The sequence below is a fragment of the Microbacterium sp. genome, from assembly GCF_036566905.1.
Lineage (GTDB): Bacteria > Actinomycetota > Actinomycetes > Actinomycetales > Microbacteriaceae > Microbacterium.
The window spans coordinates 1-16,211 of sequence record NZ_DATCVK010000023.1; the positions used below are offsets into that span (position 1 = coordinate 1).

General features: G+C 71.0%; 15 protein-coding genes and 1 pseudogene. 10 read left to right on the top strand and 6 right to left on the bottom strand.

Annotation, left to right across the window (positions count from 1 at the left end; translation table 11 throughout):
- The 3 genes and pseudogenes from VIP82_RS02245 to VIP82_RS02255 form a co-directional block, all read left to right on the top strand.
- Positions 1-184: pseudogene (locus VIP82_RS02245) on the top strand (carbohydrate ABC transporter permease); the annotation flags it as partial.
- Positions 185-244: 60 nt separating this feature from the next.
- Positions 245-1,723 (top strand): glycoside hydrolase family 1 protein, encoded by a 1,479-nt coding sequence (locus tag VIP82_RS02250; RefSeq protein ID WP_331905668.1) that lies wholly within the window; start codon positions 245-247, stop codon positions 1,721-1,723.
- Between the two features lie 33 nt (positions 1,724-1,756).
- Complete coding sequence (locus VIP82_RS02255; protein ID WP_331905669.1) at positions 1,757-2,770, top strand: LacI family DNA-binding transcriptional regulator; 1,014 nt, start codon at positions 1,757-1,759, stop codon at positions 2,768-2,770.
- A 20-nt stretch (positions 2,771-2,790) separates the two neighbouring features.
- Here VIP82_RS02255 and VIP82_RS02260 read toward each other — a convergent pair whose 3' ends face one another.
- Together VIP82_RS02260 and VIP82_RS02265 are read right to left on the bottom strand one after the other, a co-directional pair.
- Positions 2,791-3,678 (bottom strand): VOC family protein, encoded by an 888-nt coding sequence (locus VIP82_RS02260; RefSeq protein ID WP_331905670.1) that lies wholly within the window; start codon positions 3,676-3,678, stop codon positions 2,791-2,793.
- A gap of 196 nt (positions 3,679-3,874) precedes the next feature.
- Positions 3,875-5,224 (bottom strand): uracil-xanthine permease family protein, encoded by a 1,350-nt coding sequence (locus VIP82_RS02265; protein ID WP_331905671.1) that lies wholly within the window; start codon positions 5,222-5,224, stop codon positions 3,875-3,877.
- A gap of 186 nt (positions 5,225-5,410) precedes the next feature.
- Between VIP82_RS02265 and VIP82_RS02270 the strand changes: the two genes are divergently transcribed.
- Complete coding sequence (locus tag VIP82_RS02270) at positions 5,411-6,208, top strand: ABC transporter ATP-binding protein (RefSeq protein ID WP_331905702.1); 798 nt, start codon at positions 5,411-5,413, stop codon at positions 6,206-6,208.
- Positions 6,190-7,767, top strand: coding sequence for a hypothetical protein (locus VIP82_RS02275; protein WP_331905672.1), 1,578 nt, complete (start codon positions 6,190-6,192; stop codon positions 7,765-7,767). The genes VIP82_RS02270 and VIP82_RS02275 overlap by 19 nt, the downstream gene beginning before the upstream one ends.
- Positions 7,768-7,836: 69 nt before the next feature.
- Here the strand turns inward: VIP82_RS02275 and VIP82_RS02280 are convergent, their stop codons facing one another.
- Together VIP82_RS02280 and VIP82_RS02285 are read right to left on the bottom strand one after the other, a co-directional pair.
- A complete protein-coding gene (locus VIP82_RS02280; protein ID WP_331905673.1) occupies positions 7,837-8,808 on the bottom strand; it encodes a phosphoribosylaminoimidazolesuccinocarboxamide synthase in 972 nt (323 codons plus the stop codon).
- A gap of 64 nt (positions 8,809-8,872) precedes the next feature.
- Positions 8,873-9,226, bottom strand: coding sequence for a hypothetical protein (locus VIP82_RS02285; protein ID WP_331905674.1), 354 nt, complete (start codon positions 9,224-9,226; stop codon positions 8,873-8,875).
- A gap of 138 nt (positions 9,227-9,364) precedes the next feature.
- Here VIP82_RS02285 and VIP82_RS02290 point away from each other — a divergent pair, with 138 nt between their 5' ends.
- Positions 9,365-10,048 (top strand): PadR family transcriptional regulator, encoded by a 684-nt coding sequence (locus VIP82_RS02290; RefSeq protein WP_331905675.1) that lies wholly within the window; start codon positions 9,365-9,367, stop codon positions 10,046-10,048.
- Positions 10,045-11,622 carry a DHA2 family efflux MFS transporter permease subunit gene (locus tag VIP82_RS02295; protein ID WP_331905676.1) on the top strand — a complete coding sequence of 526 codons (1,578 nt, stop codon included), beginning with the start codon at positions 10,045-10,047 and terminating at the stop codon, positions 11,620-11,622. Before VIP82_RS02290 ends, VIP82_RS02295 begins: the two co-directional genes overlap by 4 nt.
- Before the next feature lie 58 nt (positions 11,623-11,680).
- Here VIP82_RS02295 and VIP82_RS02300 read toward each other — a convergent pair whose 3' ends face one another.
- The gene (locus VIP82_RS02300) at positions 11,681-12,583 is read right to left on the bottom strand and encodes a siderophore-interacting protein (protein WP_331905677.1); all 903 of its coding nucleotides are present in this window, start codon (positions 12,581-12,583) and stop codon (positions 11,681-11,683) included.
- Between the two features lie 158 nt (positions 12,584-12,741).
- Here VIP82_RS02300 and VIP82_RS02305 point away from each other — a divergent pair, with 158 nt between their 5' ends.
- Both VIP82_RS02305 and VIP82_RS02310 read left to right on the top strand, forming a co-directional pair.
- Positions 12,742-12,900, top strand: coding sequence for a hypothetical protein (locus VIP82_RS02305; RefSeq protein WP_308866175.1), 159 nt, complete (start codon positions 12,742-12,744; stop codon positions 12,898-12,900).
- A gap of 130 nt (positions 12,901-13,030) precedes the next feature.
- A complete protein-coding gene (locus tag VIP82_RS02310; RefSeq protein WP_331905678.1) occupies positions 13,031-14,128 on the top strand; it encodes a fatty acid desaturase family protein in 1,098 nt (365 codons plus the stop codon).
- A 261-nt stretch (positions 14,129-14,389) separates the two neighbouring features.
- Here VIP82_RS02310 and purD read toward each other — a convergent pair whose 3' ends face one another.
- Positions 14,390-15,664, bottom strand: a complete 1,275-nt coding sequence (gene purD / locus VIP82_RS02315) for a phosphoribosylamine--glycine ligase (protein ID WP_331905679.1) — start codon at positions 15,662-15,664, stop codon at positions 14,390-14,392.
- 59 nt (positions 15,665-15,723) lie between these two features.
- Here purD and VIP82_RS02320 point away from each other — a divergent pair, with 59 nt between their 5' ends.
- The gene (locus VIP82_RS02320) at positions 15,724-16,092 is read left to right on the top strand and encodes a sterol carrier family protein (protein ID WP_331905680.1); all 369 of its coding nucleotides are present in this window, start codon (positions 15,724-15,726) and stop codon (positions 16,090-16,092) included.
- Positions 16,093-16,211: the final 119 nt, after the last annotated feature.

A 16,211-nucleotide genomic window follows, 5' to 3' on the forward strand; every position in this document is an offset into this window, starting at 1 on the left:
CGTGCTCGACCGGAAGAGTCCCACCCTGCCCGTCGCGCTCTCGCTGCTGCAGTCCAACTACTTCGTCGACTACTCGATCGTGCTGGCCGGCGTGCTGCTCGCCACGATCCCGCTGCTCATCCTGTTCGCCTTCGCGGGCAAGCAGCTGGTCAGTGGGATCATGGCCGGTGCCGTCAAGGGCTAGGCCTTCCGCCTCTGCCTCAGTCATCCTGAACTCAATGCATCCAGAGAGGACCTTCCCCTCATGACGACCGCGATCCCGCGCGCCTTCCCGTCGGACTTCCTGTTCGGCGCCGCGACCGCCGCCTTCCAGATCGAGGGCGCCGCCCACGAGGACGGCCGCCGTGACTCCATCTGGGACGCTTTCTGCCGGGTGCCGGGCGCCGTCATCAACGGCGACAACGGCGACGTGGCGTGCGACCACTATCATCGCTACGCCGGCGACGTGGCGCTCATGAAGCACCTGGGTCTGCAGACGTACCGCTTCTCGACGTCCTGGTCGCGCGTGCGGCCCGACGGCGGGGCGGTCAACCCGCAGGGCATCGACTTCTACAAGCGGCTGACCGACGAGCTGCTGGATGCCGGCATCCTGCCGTGGCTGACGCTGTACCACTGGGACCTGCCCCAGGCGCTGCAGGAGAAGGGTGGCTGGGCCAACCGCGACACCGCCGACCGGTTCACCGAATATGCGCTGACGATGCACGACGCGCTGGGCGACCGGGTGAACGTGTGGACGACGCTCAACGAGCCGTGGTGCTCGTCGTTCCTGAGCTACACCGCCGGCCTGCATGCGCCGGGGCACTACAGCGTCGAAGAGGGTGTGCTGGCCGCGCACCACCTGCTGCTCGGTCACGGGCAGGCCGTGCGCGAGCTGCGCGCACGCGACGCGTCGCTGAAGCTCGGCATCACGCTGAACCTCACGGTCGCCGAACCGGTCGACGCGAGCGACCCGGCCGACGCCGACGCCGCGCGCCGCATCGACGGCCAGTTCAACCGGTGGTTCCTCGACCCGATCTTCCGGGCCGAGTACCCGGCCGACATCGTTGAGGACATCCGGAAGGTGGATGCCGCAGCCGTCGCCGCGTGGGAGTCCGCCGTGCGTCCGGGTGACCTCGAGACGATCGCGACGCCGATCGACACGCTCGGCGTCAACTACTACCACGGCGAGTACGTGGGCGGCCACGAGCCGGTGAACCCGCCGATCGGCGGAGACGCGCCGACCGACCGCCCCGGCCGCTCGCCGTACCCGTCGCACGAGGGCATCTTCTGGCACGAGCGCGGCCTTCCTCGCACTCCCATGCAGTGGGAGGTGCAGCCCGAGGGCCTCACCACGCTGCTGCACCGGGTGTGGGACGAGTACGCGCAGTCGGCCGGCACGGTGCTGTACGTCACCGAGAACGGCGCCGCGTACGACGACGAGCTCGTCGTCGAGGGCGACGAGAAGCGGGTGCACGACGCCGATCGTGTGGAGTTCCTGCGCGGCCACCTCGGTGCGATCCTCGATGCCGCGGACGCGGGCGTCGATGTGCGGGGATACTTCTATTGGTCGCTCCTCGACAACTTCGAGTGGGCGTGGGGGTACGAGAAGCGGTTCGGCATCGTGCGCGTCGACTACGACACGCAGGAGCGCACGCCCAAGGACAGCGCTCTCGAGTACCGCCGGATCATCGGCGCCCGCGCCCTCGACCTGGAGCCCGCGCGCGCGGCGGCCGTCACGTCGTAGCGTCCCGGACGTAGCATCCGGGAGGAGGAAGAGATGAGCGTCGAGGCGATGCGTTCGGCAGTAACGATCGAAGAGGTCGCCGCAGCGGCGGGGGTCTCGCGGTCCACGGTGTCGCGCGTGGTGAACGGCTCGACGGCGGTGAGCCCCGAGGCCCTGCAGGCGGTGACGCGGGCGATCGCCGAGCTCAACTACGTCCCGAACCGGGCCGCGCGGTCGCTGGCGAGCCAGAAGACCCACGCGGTCGCGCTGATCGTTCCCGAAGACACCACGCGGTTCTTCGGCGATCCCTTCTTCGCGGCCATCGTCTCGGGGATCAACTCACGCCTGAGCCGCTCGGACTACGTGCTCAACCTCTTCATCGCGAGCGACGACCCTGGCGACAAGACCACGAGCTACGTCCGCAGCGGGGCGGTCGACGGCGCGATCGTCGTCTCGCACCACACCAGCGACACCTTCATCGACCGCATCGCGAGCGTCGTCCCGGTGGTCTACGGCGGCCGCCCGGTGCGCGAGCGCGAACGCGACTACTACGTCGACGTCGACAACGTGCGCGGGGCCTACGACGCCACCGTCTACCTGATCGAGAGCGGTCGCAAACGGATCGCGACGATCACCGGTCCGCGCGACATGCCCGCCGGCGTCGACCGGCTGCAGGGCTACCGCGACGCGCTGGCCGCGTGGGACCTCGGTGAGATCGCCGTCGAGGACGGCAACTTCACCGCCGACGGTGGTGCGGATGCGATGCGCCGCGTGCTGGCCACCGGCGCGAAGCCCGACGCAGTGTTCGTCGCCAGCGATCTCATGGCCCGCGGGGTGCTGACCGTGCTCGCCGCGGAGGGCCTCCGCGTTCCCGAAGACATCGCGATCATCGGCTTCGACGACTCGCCGGTGGCGACGTCCGTCATCCCGCAGCTCACGACGGTGCGCCAGCCCTCCTTCGCACAGGGGGAGCGCATGGCGACGGTGCTGCTCGACCTCCTCGCGGGGCGGCATCCGCGCCACGTCACGATCCTCGAGACCGAGCTCGTCGTCCGCGACTCCGTCTAGCGCGGCGTCGCCGGCCTGGGTCAGCCGCGGCCGGGGACGGTGGCCTGCAGGAGATTTCGCCAGGGGTCGTCGAACGACAGGGTGCGACCGTCGTCGCGCACCTCGAGGCCGTGGTGCCGCAGGCGCTCGGCGAGCGCGCCGAGCGCGTCGGCGTCGGGCAGGGCGAGGTCGACGCGGCCGAGGCCGAGCGCCGGCATCCGTGGTCCGGCGCCGCGCGAGTTCCACACGTTCATCGCCATGTGGTGGTGGTAGCCGCCGGCGCTCACGAACAGCGCCTGGTCGCCCATCGCGGCGGTCTGGTCGAACCCCAGCGCGTCGACGTAGAACGCCCGGGCGCTCGCGACGTCGCCGACCGAGAGGTGCACATGACCCACGGATGCCGCGTCCTGACCGGTCGCGCCGCTCGCGGCCCGCTCGGTCAGGTGCTCGCGCAGGAAGGTGTTCGGGTCGAGGTAGAGCGTCGCCATCTCGATGCTGCCGTGCGTCCACGACCACTCCGTGCGGGCGCGGTCCCAGTAGAGCTCGATGCCGTTGCCCTCGGGGTCGGTCAGGTAGAACGCCTGACTGACCAGGTGATCGGCTGATCCGGTGAACGTCTGCGGGGCGTGCTGGGCGACGCTGTACAGCGCAGCCGCGAGGGCCTCCTGCGTCTCGAACAGGATCGCGGTGTGGAAGAGTCCCGCCGCACCCGGCGTCGCGTGCCGCAGCGCCGGCTCATGCCGCAGTACGACCACGGCGCGGCCGGCTCGTCCGAGCACGACCTCGTCACCGGCGGCGGTGAGCACTTGGAGCGTGATGACGTCGCGGTAGAACGCCGTCATGCCGTCGAGATCGCCCACGAGGAGGGTGACCGCCCCCATGGACGTGTCGGCGGCGAGACGGTCGGGCACCGCGGCTACTTCATGCATACGAATACATAACCCCGCGGCATCCGTCTGTCTTCCCTCCCTACGGTCGCCATGTCCCACTTTCGCGCCGAACCGAGTGTTCTTGCGGGCGAAAGTGGGACACGAAGGCCAGCAATCGGGACATCTGCACTCACGCCCGATGCGGAGACACCCGGGGGCGGGAGGGCAAGGCGGGCGGGCGGACGGGCCGGCGGGCTCAGCGAGGCTCGTCGATGTCCTGCGGGTCGCCGCCGAGCTGGCCGACGGCCGGGATCGGGCCGCCGTCGTCGGCGCCGGTCTTGCGCCAGCGCGCGATGGCGTTGCCGAGGTGGTAGATCAGCAGGGCTGCCGCCGCGCCGATCACGATCGCGCCGAGCTGGAAGTCGCCCCACTGCATCGTGAACCCGGCGATCGCGATGACGAGCGCGACGGCGCCCGTGTACTGGTTCACCGGCCGTGAGAAGTCCACGCGGTTGTCGACCCAGATCTTGATGCCGATGATGCCGATCAGGCCGTACAGCGCGGTGGTCACGCCGCCGAGCACGCCGGCGGGGATCGAGTTGAACACCTCGCCCACCACCGGCGAGAGCGACAGCAGGATCGCGAACAGACCGGCGACCCAGTAGGCGGCCGTCGAGTAGACGCGGGTCGCGGCCATGACGCCGATGTTCTCGCCGTACGTCGTCGTGCCCGAGCCGCCGAAGGTGCCGGCGAGCACGGTGGCGGCGCCGTCGGCGATCAGGGCGCGACCCGTGTACTGGTTGACCGACGACTCGGTCATCGTCGCGACGCCGCGGACGTGGCCGACGTTCTCGGCGATGAGCACGAGCACGACCGGGAGGAACATCGCGATGACGCTCCAGGTGCCCGGGTCGCCGAACGTGGGGAACGAGAAGGTCGGCAGGCCGGCCCACTGCCCGTTCGCGACGAGCTCGTCGACGGCGCTGAAGTCGACCTCGCCGCGCAGCAGCGCGACGACGTAGCCGACGATCACGCCGAGGAAGATCGAGATGCGGCCGAGGAAGCCGCGGAACAGCACGCTGAACAGGATGACGGCGACCAGCGTGATGGTCGCCGTGATCGGCGCCTGCTGGAAGTTGGTCCAGGCGACCGGCGCGAGGTTGAAGCCGATGAGCGCCACGATGGCGCCGGCGACCACCGGGGGCATCAGCTTCTCGATCCAGCCGAGGCCGGCGAACTGGACGATGAAGCCCACGGCGGCGAGCAGCACGCCGACCGCGACGATGCCCGCGAGCGCCGAGCCCATGCCCTGCGATGCGGTGGCGGCGGTCACCGGCGCGATGAACGCGAACGACGAGCCGAGGTAGCTGGGGAGCCGGTTCTTCGTGATGAGCAGGAACAGCAGCGTGCCGATGCCAGAGAAGAGGAGCGTCGTCGAGACGGGGAAGCCGGTGATCGCCGGCACCAGGAACGTGGCGCCGAACATCGCGATGACGTGCTGCGCGCCGATCGCGACGGTGGCGGGCCAGTTCAGGCGCTCGTCGGGCTTCACCACCTTGCCCGGTTCGACGGTCCGGCCGTTGCCGTGAAGGGTCCACGTAGGCATGTGCGTTCCTTGCGCTCGGGGGATGGTGCGAGCATCACCCTAGCGATCACCGGCGCCCCGGTGAGTTGCCCCGGCGACGCGGCATCCGAGAGGCTGGGGCGAGGCCTCGGCGCCTCGTCCGCGAAACCGATGTGACGGAGAGATGTGACCGACTCAGCGATTCCCCCCACGCCCCCTGCACCGGCGGTGGCGGCCGATGCCGTCGGGAACGGGTCTGCGATCCCCGGCGGTCCTGCAGCACTCGAACTCCGCGGCCTTCACAAGCGGTTCGGTCAGAAGGTGGCGGTCGAGAATCTGAGCCTGCGGGTGCCCGCCGGATCGTTCTACGGACTGGTCGGGCCGAACGGCGCCGGCAAGACCACGACGCTGTCGATGGCGACGGGCCTGCTCGCACCCGACGCCGGCCAGGCGCTCGTGCACGGTGTCGACGTCTGGCGGGATCCTGTCACGGCGAAGGCGATGCTCGGCAACCTCGCCGACGGCGTCAAGCTGTTCGACCGCCTCACCGGCGAGCAGCTCGTCACGTACAACGGCCTGCTCTTCGGCATCCCTCACGACGAGATCGCCCGTCGCACGGCGGATCTGCTGGCCCTCATGGACATGACGGATGCCGCGGGCGCGATGGTCGTGGACTACTCGGCCGGCATGACCAAGAAGATCGCGCTGGCGTGCGCCCTCGTCCACGCGCCGCGGCTGCTCGTGCTCGATGAGCCGTTCGAGTCGGTGGATCCCGTCTCGGCCGCCAACATCCAGGACATCCTCACCGGCTACGTGGCGGGCGGCGGCACCGTGATCGTCTCGAGTCACTCGATGGACCTCGTGCAGCGCATGTGCGACCACGTCGCGATCGTCGCCGCCGGCCGCCTGCTCGTAGCCGGGACAGTCGACGACGTGCGCGCGGGGCAGCCGCTGCAGGACCGCTTCGTGGAGCTCGTCGGAGGCCGCCGCCACACGGAAGGCCCCGAATGGTTGCGACGCTCCTGAGGCTGCGGTTCCGGGTCCTGGGCAATCAGCTCGCGCGCAGCCCATGGCAATTGGTGGGCTTCATCTTCGGCGCCGTGTACGGGCTCGGCCTGCTGGCCGGCATCGTCGTGGGGCTCGTGCTGCTCGGATTCGGCGACCTACGACTGGCGAGCAACGTCATCGTCGGCGTCGGGTCGGTCGTGACGCTGGGATGGGCGCTCGTTCCCCTCGTCGCCTTCGGCGTCGACACCACGCTGGATCCGGCTCGCCTCGTCGTGTTCCCCATGTCGCTGTCGCGCATGATGGTCGCGCTGACGCTCGCGGGGGTCTGCGGGATCCCCGGCATCGTCACCTCGGCTGCGGCGATCGCGACGATCGCGACCTGGGCCCACTGGCCGGCGGCGATCGTCGCGTGGCTCGTGAGCACCCCGCTGGCGGTGCTGACGGCGGTCGTCGCGTCGCGCACCGTCGCGTCGCTCGCGTCGGGACTGGGCAGCGGCCGCCGATTCCGCGAGGTCTCGGGCATCGTCATCTTCATCCCGCTGATCCTGGCCGGCCCGATCATCGCGGGCGTGGCGACCGGCTTCGCCGTGAACGCCGACACGCTGGCGTCGACGGTTCCGGTGCTGGGATGGACCCCGCTCGGCGCCGCCTGGGCGGTGCCGGCCGATGCCGCGGCGGGGGACCTGCCCGCGGCGGCGGCCAAGCTGCTGATCGCGCTCGTGACGCTCGCGGTCCTCTGGCTGCTGGGGCGCGCATCGCTCGGCCGCTCCCTGGTGCGACCCAGCCAGACGTCGGCGGCCCCGGTGAGGTCGGGCTCCATCGGCTGGTTCGGGCGCGTGCCCACCGGCGCGGCGGGCGCCATCTTCGCGCGGGCCCTGACGTACTGGACGCGCGACCCGCGCTACCTGCGCCAGCTCATCGGGGCGCCGCTCGTGCCGGTGCTGCTGTGGTTCTACGCCCGCGGCGGCGATCCGCTGATCGCGTTGACGTTCTCGGGCCCGATCATCGCGATGGTGATCGGCATCGTCGTCTACGCCGACATCTCGTACGACGGCACGGCGTTCGGCACAGAGCTCATCACGGGAGCATCCGGACGCGCCGACCGGGTCGGCCGCAGCCTCGCCGCGGCCGCGGTGGCGCTGCCCTTGGTGCTGCTCGCCGTGATCGTTCCCTTCGTCCTCCGGGGCGACTGGGCACAGTTCCCCGGCATCCTCGGCATGTCGGTCGGCATCCTGCTCACCTGCTACGGCGTGTGCGCGTTCACCTCCGCGCAGCTGGTGGTGCCCGTGGCGGCCTCCGGCGACAACCCGTTCAAGCGCGTGCCGGGCACCACGTTTCTCCAGGGCATGGCGTTCTTCGGCATCTGGCTCGTCGCGCTGGTGCTGTCGGCACCCGTCGTGATCGTCGGGCTGATCGGCTACTTCACGGGCAACGCGACGCTCAGCTGGGTCGCGTGCGCTCTCGGGATCGTGCTCGGCGCGGCGGTGCTCACGGGCGGCATCCTCATCGGCGGGCGCGCGCTGGACCGCACGGCACCCGTCCTGCTGTCGCGGCTGAAGGCGATGAAGAACGCGTGATCCCGGATGCCGCATCCGCGCGCATCCGCAACCGAGGCGGTGCGGCCTCGGCCGCGGGCGAGTGCGGGTTCAGGCGGCGGTGAGGCGCTCGAGTAGCTCGCGGTAGCGCGCGGTGGTGCGCGCCACGATGTCGGCGGGAAGCGCCGGCGGCTCGCCCTCACGCGGCGCGGGCCAGTTCGCCGCGAGCCAGTTGCGCACGATCTGCTTGTCGAAGCTCGCCATGCGCTCGTCGGGGGTGGTGCCCGACGCCCAGGCCGCGGCATCCCAGTACCGTGACGAGTCGCTGGTGAGCACTTCGTCGGCGAGGGTCATCACGCCGTTCTCGTCGAGCCCGAACTCGAACTTGGTGTCGGCCAGGATCACGCCGTGCGCCTCAGCCGTCGCCGCCGCGCGGGAGTAGATCTCGAGCGACAGGTCTCGCAGCTCGGCCGCGCGCTCGGCGCCGACGAGCTCGACCGTGCGCTCGAACGAGATGTTCTCGTCGTGCTCGCCCATCGGCGCCTTGAAGGCCGGGGTGTAGATGGGCTCGGGCAGCCGGTCGCCGTTCGACAGCCCGCCGGGCAGCTCGATGCCGCATACCGTGCCACTCTCGCGATATTCCGCCCACCCCGAGCCGGTCAGGTAGCCGCGGACGACGCACTCGATCGGCTGCATGTCGAGGCTCTTCACGACCATCGCACGGCCGATGACGGCATCCGGGATCAGGCTCTTGAGGTCGTCGGCGGTGTTGGCCTCGCCGTCGGCGCCGCGCGTGAGGGTGTGCGACGCAGCGAGATGGTTCGGGATGCCGCGCCCGCCGTCCGCGCCGGCGAGCTGGTCGAACCACCACAGGCTCAGGGTCGTGAGCAGCTCCCCCTTGCCCGGGATGCCGGGCGAGAGCACGTGGTCGAACGCGCTGACGCGGTCGCTCGCGACGACCAGGAGGCGCTCGGGCTGCGTCCCCTCCGGGGTGTCTTCCGGCACGTAGAGGTCGCGCACCTTGCCGGAGTAGGCGTGGCGCCAGCCGGGGAGCTCGGTCGTGGGGGTGGGGGTAGCCGTCACCCGTCCATTATCCCGGGTGGGTCCCGCGGAGTGCGGGCCGGCGTCATGAACACCCGGGATCGCATCAGGGTGTGATCGCGTCGACGTGCGCGAACGCCTCGCCGACGAGCGGAGCCCACCGCTCCGCGGCATCCGTCCCCACCGTCGCCCACTCGCGCATCGGCCTGCCGCGCATGACCGCGGGCTGCGCCTCGTTCGCCTGCGCCAGCTCGCCGACCCGGCTCTCGGGGAGCTTGACCATCAGCTCGCCCGCGAACGTCACGAAGGCGAACACCTTGCCGCGGACGTTCAACCCCTCCGAGCCGAACATCGCGCCGAGCGCGACGTCCGGACGAGCGGTCCATTCCGCCACGAGCGGGTCGAAGATCGCGTAGGCCTCGGGGAACTTCTCACGGCGCACGACGGCCTTGTCTGCCATGCGCTCACCGTACGACGCACCGCCGACACCCGCCAGGGAACCGGCATCCGGGTGGTGCGCGTCTCGACGTCCCGCGGGTGCGAATCAGCGCGATCAGGCGTATAGTCCACGTGGACTAATCGACATGGAGGGATCATCGTGACCGTCCCCACCACCCCCTCTCCGCGCGTCGCCGGCGCGACGGCCGAGGCCTCCGGGCCCGCTGGATCCGCCGTCGCGCGCCTCACTCCGCTCGGGGTGGCTGTCCTCGCGCTCCTCAGCGAGGGCGACATGCACCCGTACGAGATGATCCGGCTCATGCACCTGCGCCGCGACGACCGCCTGGTCACCATCACCAACGGCACGGTCTACCACACGGTCGCCCGCCTGCAGCGCGCGGGACTCATCGCCGAGGTCGGCGTCGACCGCGGGGGCAATCGCCCCGAGCGCACCACCTACACGCAGACGGATGCCGGAGCCGCCGCCGTCCTCGAATGGGTGCGGCGCGAGCTGCCCCGCGTCGACCGGCCGGCAGAGTTCCGCGTCGCGCTCGCCGAGGTCCACGGCCTCGAGCGCGAGGAGGCGATCCCGCTGCTGGGCGATCGCCGTGCGGCGCTCGAGGATGCCCTCGAGTCCCTCACCGCCGGCCGCCGGCACGCGCTCGACAAGGGCGTGCCGGAGCAGTACCTCCTGGAAATCTCGCGCGAAGAGGCGCTCCTGCGGGCGGAGCTCGCCTGGATGGACGCGACCCTCTCGCGCATCACCGATCCCGACTTCGCCTGGGGCCCCGACGCGACCCCGTCGGAACGCTACCTCGCCCAAAGAAAGGCAGCACGCCAGTGACCACCCCCCACACCCCGGACACCACCCGCACGGCGGGGGCGGCGACCGGAACCGCATCGGCGGCCCACCCGCCGACCGGCGCGTACGCCGCCGGACACAAGCCGCGCAGCCCGTGGCCCGCCCTCTGGGCCCTCGTCATCGGGTTCTTCATGATCCTCGTCGACACCACGATCGTCTCGGTCGCGAACCCGGCCATCAAGGCGGCGCTCGACCCCGATACCAACAACCTCGACAACGTCGTGTGGGTCACCTCCGCGTACCTGCTCGCCTACGCGGTGCCGCTCCTCATCACGGGGCGCCTCGGCGACCGGTTCGGCCCGAAGAACATCTACCTCATCGGCCTCTCGGTCTTCACGCTCGCGTCGCTGTGGTGCGGCCTCTCGGGAACGCTCGAGATGCTCATCATCGCGCGCGCGGTGCAGGGACTCGGCGCCGCGCTCATGACCCCGCAGACGATGGCCGTCATCACCCGCACCTTCCCGCCGAACCGACGCGGCGCCGCGATGGGCCTGTGGGGCGCGACCGCGGGGGTCGCGACCCTCGTCGGACCGCTCGCCGGCGGTCTGCTGGTCGACGGGTTCGGGTGGGAGTGGATCTTCTTCATCAACATCCCGGTCGGCGTCATCGCCTTCGTGCTCGCCTGGATCCTCGTGCCCAAGCTCGAGACCCACCCGCACCGCTTCGACATCGTCGGCGTCGTGCTCAGTGCCGTCGGTCTGTTCCTCATCGTCTTCGGCCTGCAGGAGGGCGAGAAGTACGACTGGGCGCCGTGGGTATGGGCGATGATCGCCGGCGGTGTCGCGGTGATGGCGCTCTTCGTCTGGACTCAGGCGCGCACGAAGAGTGAACCGCTCGTGCCGCTGCCGCTCTTCCGCGAGCGCAACTTCTCGGTCTCGAACCTCGCCATCTCGCTCGTCGGGTTCACGGTGACGAGCATGTCGCTCCCGCTGATGTTCTTCATCCAGCTCGCGCGCGGCCTCACGCCCACCGAGTCTGCTCTGCTGCTCATCCCGATGGCGGTGCTGTCGGGCGTGCTCGCCCCGTTCGCCGGGCGCCTGCTCGACCGGACCGATCCGCGCTTCCTGCTGGTCCCCGGGCTGCTGCTCGTCGCCGGGTCGCTCTTCTGGTACTCGTCGCTCATGAACACTGACACCCCCATCTGGATGTTCCTGCTGCCGTCGGCGCTCATGGGCATCGGAAACGCCGGCATGTGGGGGCCGCTCGCCACGACGGCCACGCGCAACCTGCCGCCCCGACAGGCCGGAGCCGGTGCAGGCATCTACAACACGACCCGCACGATCGGGTCGGTCATCGGCTCCGCCTCCATCGCGGCGTTCATGCAGGCCCGCCTCGAGGCGAACCTGCCGGGAGCGTCCGAGGCCACGGGCGGATTCGGCGGAGGCACCCTGCCGCCCTTCGTCGTCGACGGCTTCTCGCAGGCGATGGCCCAGGCGATCCTGCTTCCCGCCGCGGTGATGCTGGTCGGCGTGGTGGTCGTGCTGTTCCTGCGTCGCCCCCAGACCACCTCGACCGAGGACTGGCAGGCCGCTCACGCCGCAGACGCGGCCGAGTAGGAGTCGGCGTCTCGCGGAGCGGCCCTGATCGCTGATCCGCGAGACGCGGCATCCGCGCTCAGTCCGGGTCGGACGGATCGATCGGCGCGTGGTGGTCGAAGCCCGACGTGCCCCGCTTCCAGTACCCGCTGAGCGCCACCTGCTCGGCCGGCAGCGCGAGCGTGCGGCGCAGGTGACGGCGGAGGGGAATGAGAGCGGATGCCTCACCCGCCGCGAACACGAAGGTCGAGGCATCCACGCCGACTGCGTCGACCGCCGCGATCACTGCCTCGGGGTCTCCGGCATCGAGGTGGCGCACGGTCACGTCGTCGCGCCCGGACGTCGCGGCGATGTACGGTCCCACCCACGACCCGTCGTCCGCGGTGATCGCGAGGAGATCGACGGACGTGGCGGCGGGCACCTCCGCCGCCCAGCGCGTCGCCGAGGGCAGCGCCGTCTCGTCGCAGACGAGCACCAGGCGCGCTGCGCCCTGGGGCGCGCCCCGCGAACCGCGTGGGCCGACGATCACGAGCTCGTCGCCGACGCCCGCCTCGCCGGCCCAGCGAGACGCCGGGCCGGGCGAGGGGTGCAGGTAGAAGTCCAGGTCCACCGTGACCTCATCTGCCTCCGTGTGGACGCGCAGCGGGGTGAAGTCGCGCGCGTGCATGGGCCCGTCCGGCCGCACGATGCCGTCCTCTCCCGGGCCGGCGGCGATCGGCGCGACCAGTTCACCGGTCTCGGGATCCGGGAAGAACACCCGAACGTGGTCGGCGGGCCCGCCACTGGAGAAGTCGGCGAAGTCGGGACCGGTCACACGCACCCGCAGCAGCACCGGCGCGACCTGCTCGACCGAGACGACGCGCGCGCGACGGGCTGTGAAGCGGTTGCGGCCGCCGGCGCGGAAGAAGGGGGACGCGGGCGCGGCGCCCGGCGCACTCGCCGCGGCCACCGCCGAGGGCGTCGGAATCGGGGCATCCGTCATTTCGGTCTCCTCACGGTCGCGGTCGAGTTCCGCCGTCCCAGCCAACCACGGGACGGACGTGGTCCGCGCGATCGCGACGCTGCGGGACGCCACCTTGCGCGGTCGTGCCGGCTTGTCAACCCATTGGTGAGCGCACGGTGGTGGGCCAGGATCAGAGCATGACCGGACTCGCAGTGATCCTGCTCATCGTCGGAATCGTCCTGCTGCTGCTGGGCGTGTTCATCGAGGCGGCGAAGTTCCTGCTGTGGATCGGCCTCGTGATCATCATCATCGCGGTGATCGCCTGGCTGATGCGCTTCATCCGCCGCCAGACCTGATCCCGCCTGTGAACCCGCCCGGGCACTGCCGCAGTGCCTGACATCGGCGTAGCCTGGCCGGTAGGGACGTCCCAGACCCCGACATCCGCGGACCGCGCACGCGTGCGGCCGGAGGATCGGGGACGAGCACATGACCGACCAGTTCACCGGCGGCGTCCGCGCCACGGTGGCCCGAACGCCCCGAGCGGGCAACGACTTCACCGACCTCGCGAAGATCATCGGCAGCAGCGGTCTGATGCGCCGCCGCTACGGGTACTACTGGACCAAGCTCATCGGTGCCGTGGTGGTGCTGGCCGCAGCCCTGGTCGCCTTCCTCCTGATCGGCGACACCTGGTGGCAGCTCTTCACGGCCGCAGGTTTCGCAATCCTGTTCACGCAGATCGCGATGCTCGGGCATGACGCCGCGCACCGGCAGATCTTCGTCTCAGGCCGGTGGAACGACTGGACGTCGATGGTGCTCGGCAACCTGCTGGTCGGGATGAGCTACGGCTGGTGGCAGCACAAGCACACCCGCCACCACGCGAACCCGAACAAGATCGGCTCCGATCCCGACATCGAGCTGCCGGTGGTGTCGTTCACCCCCGATCAGGTGGAGCAGCGCGCGAAGCAGTACGGACCCGCGCTGGCGTGGGTCATGGCCCACCAGGGGATGTTCTTCTTCCCGATCCTCCTGCTCGAAGGCCTGTCGCTCCACGCGTCCAGCGTGCGCCGCGTCGTCGCGCGTGAGCCGCTGCGCCGCCGCAGCGTCGAGATCGTCTTCCTCGCCCTGCGCATCGGCGGCTATCTCGCCCTGGTGTTCTTCGTCCTGTCGCCCGGCATCGCCGCCGTGTTCCTGGCGGTGCAGCTCGGCCTCTTCGGCGTCTACATGGGCATGGCCTTCGCCCCCAACCACAAGGGGATGCCGCTCGTGCCCGCCGCGGTGAAGGTCGACTTCCTGCGCCGGCAGGTGCTGATGAGCCGCAACATCCGGGGGAGCCGGTTCCTCGACGTCGCGATGGGCGGGCTGAACTACCAGATCGAGCACCACCTGTTCCCGTCGATGCCGCGTCCTCATCTGAGGAAAGCGTCCGGTGCGATCAGGGACTATTGCGTCGCCCATGACGTGCGGTACACCGAGACGGGGCTGTGGGAGTCCTATCGGATCGTCACGCGCTACATCAACCGCGTCGGGCTCGGCGAGCGCGACCCGTTCGAATGCCCCCTGCTGCAGCAACGGCAGGCGGTCTGACCGGCCCTGGGGTCGGGTGCGTGAGCTCGGGCGTCGTCCGCGACCTGTCCGGGGGCCAGGTCGCGGACGACGGGTCGGTCTCCCGCCCGAAGCGCCGGCTCAGGCGTCGTCCGCGACCCGTGTGGGGTCGGGTCGCGGACGGCGGGTCGGCTCGGCCTGGAGCGGCCGGGCGGTCGCCCCGCCGCGAAACCGCGCCGCGAGCCCGTACTGTCGACTGCCGATCCGGTGCGCTGACCCGAGCGTCCAGGGCGCCTTCGCGGGTCAGAGCCCTTCGGCGACCCGGGCGGCGATGTCGGTGCGGTGCTGACCGCCGTCGAGCCGGATCTCGCCGAGAGCGCGGTAGACACGCTCGCGGGCCCCGGCGAAGGTCGTGCCGACGCCGACGACGTTCAGCACGCGACCGCCGGTGGCGACGAGCCCGCCGTCGGTCTCGGCCGTCGCCGCGTGGGCGAGGTGGACTCCGGGCACCGCCTCCGCTTCCCGCAGGCCCGACAGGGCCCGGCCCGTCACCGGCGCGGCGGGGTAGCCCTCGCTCGCGAGCACCACGGTGACGGCGACATCGGTGGCGAATGCGGGGACGGGGAGGTCTTCCAGACGACCGGATGCCGCGGCCAGCAGCAGCTCCGACAGCGGATCCACGAGACGGGGCAGCACGACCTGGGTCTCGGGGTCGCCGAAGCGCGCGTTGAACTCGATGACCTTCACGCCGTCGTCGGTCAGGATGAGGCCGGCGTAGAGCAGCCCGATGAACGGCGTGCCCTCGGCATCCATCTGTCGGATGACGGGCTCGGCGACGTCGCGCGTGACGAGTTCGACGAACTCGCGCTCGCTGCCGAAGCGGCCGTCGAGCCACGGCAGCGGCGAGTACGCGCCCATGCCGCCGGTGTTGGGGCCCTCGTCTCCGTCGAGCAGGCGCTTGTAGTCCTGGGCGGGGCTGAGCGGCAGGACGTGGTCGCCGTCGCTGAGGAAGAAGAGCGAGACCTCGGGGCCGGCCAGGAACTCCTCGATGAGGACAGGACCGGACGGCAGGTACTGATCGGCGTGGGCCAGGGCCGCTGTCCGGTCGGACGTGACGATGACGCCCTTGCCGGCGGCGAGCCCATCGGCCTTGACGACGTGCGGGGCGCCGAGCTCGTCGAACGCGGCCTCGACCTCGGCGCGGCTGGCGGCGCGCCTCGCGCGTCCGGTCGGCACGCCGGCAGCATCCATGATGCGCTTGGCGAACGCCTTCGATCCCTCCAGCTGCGCGGCCGCCTTGCCCGGCCCGAAGACCGGGATGCCGTGCTCACGCACCGCATCGGCGACGCCGGCGACCAGCGGCGCCTCGGGGCCGATCACGACGAGGTCGATGTTGTTCTCGTTGGCGAAGACGGTGACGGCCGCGGGATCGTTCACGTCGAGGGCGACGAGCTGCGCGTCCTGCCCGATGCCGGCGTTGCCGGGAGCCGCGAAGATCTCGTGCGCGGTCTCCTCCGACCGCAGCGCCAGGATGATGGCGTGCTCCCGCGCGCCCGAGCCGAGAACCAGGATCTTCACGCGCTCCAGCCTACCGACGCGCCCGGCCGGGTTTCGGGCGGTCGGCGTACGGTGGAGGCGTGGCCCGCAAGATCTCGACCGACGACGGTCGCGCCGCTCTGAGCGCGGTCGCGGCGGCGGCCGCGGCATCCGTCCCTCCCGCCCGCACCGACAACGCGACCGCCGTGCGCTACCTGCTGCAGCTGCTCGCCGAGAAGGCGCCGGGCAACTCCGTCGAGGTGCGGGTGCCGCCGTTCGGCGCGGTGCAGGTGATCGAGGGGCCGCGGCACACGCGCGGCACGCCGCCGAACGTCGTCGAGACGGATCCCGCGACCTGGATCGCGCTCGCCACGGGCGCCGAGCGATGGGCGGATGCGGCCACGGCCGGCCGGATCAGCGCCTCGGGCACACGCGCCGACATCTCCGACCTGCTGCCCCTGCGCCCCTGACCGCGCCGGCCGTGCGCCACCCACGATCGCCGAGACCCCAGCCGACGGACGAGACCCTGGGTGAACCCCGCCGTCTCGTCCGTCCACCGGGGTCTCGCGGAGAAGGTGCGCCGGGCGGG

Bases quoted from the DNA above. Each gene is read 5' to 3' on its own strand.
- VIP82_RS02250 (WP_331905668.1), top strand. From the start codon at position 245: ATGACGACCGCGATCCCGCGCGCCTTCCCGTCGGACTTCCTGTTCGGC.
- VIP82_RS02255 (WP_331905669.1), top strand. From the start codon at position 1,757: ATGAGCGTCGAGGCGATGCGTTCGGCAGTAACGATCGAAGAGGTCGCC.
- VIP82_RS02260 (WP_331905670.1), bottom strand. From the start codon at position 3,678: ATGCATGAAGTAGCCGCGGTGCCCGACCGTCTCGCCGCCGACACGTCC.
- VIP82_RS02265 (WP_331905671.1), bottom strand. From the start codon at position 5,224: ATGCCTACGTGGACCCTTCACGGCAACGGCCGGACCGTCGAACCGGGC.
- VIP82_RS02275 (WP_331905672.1), top strand. From the start codon at position 6,190: ATGGTTGCGACGCTCCTGAGGCTGCGGTTCCGGGTCCTGGGCAATCAG.
- VIP82_RS02285 (WP_331905674.1), bottom strand. From the start codon at position 9,226: ATGGCAGACAAGGCCGTCGTGCGCCGTGAGAAGTTCCCCGAGGCCTAC.
- VIP82_RS02300 (WP_331905677.1), bottom strand. From the start codon at position 12,583: ATGACGGATGCCCCGATTCCGACGCCCTCGGCGGTGGCCGCGGCGAGT.
- VIP82_RS02305 (WP_308866175.1), top strand. From the start codon at position 12,742: ATGACCGGACTCGCAGTGATCCTGCTCATCGTCGGAATCGTCCTGCTG.
- VIP82_RS02310 (WP_331905678.1), top strand. From the start codon at position 13,031: ATGACCGACCAGTTCACCGGCGGCGTCCGCGCCACGGTGGCCCGAACG.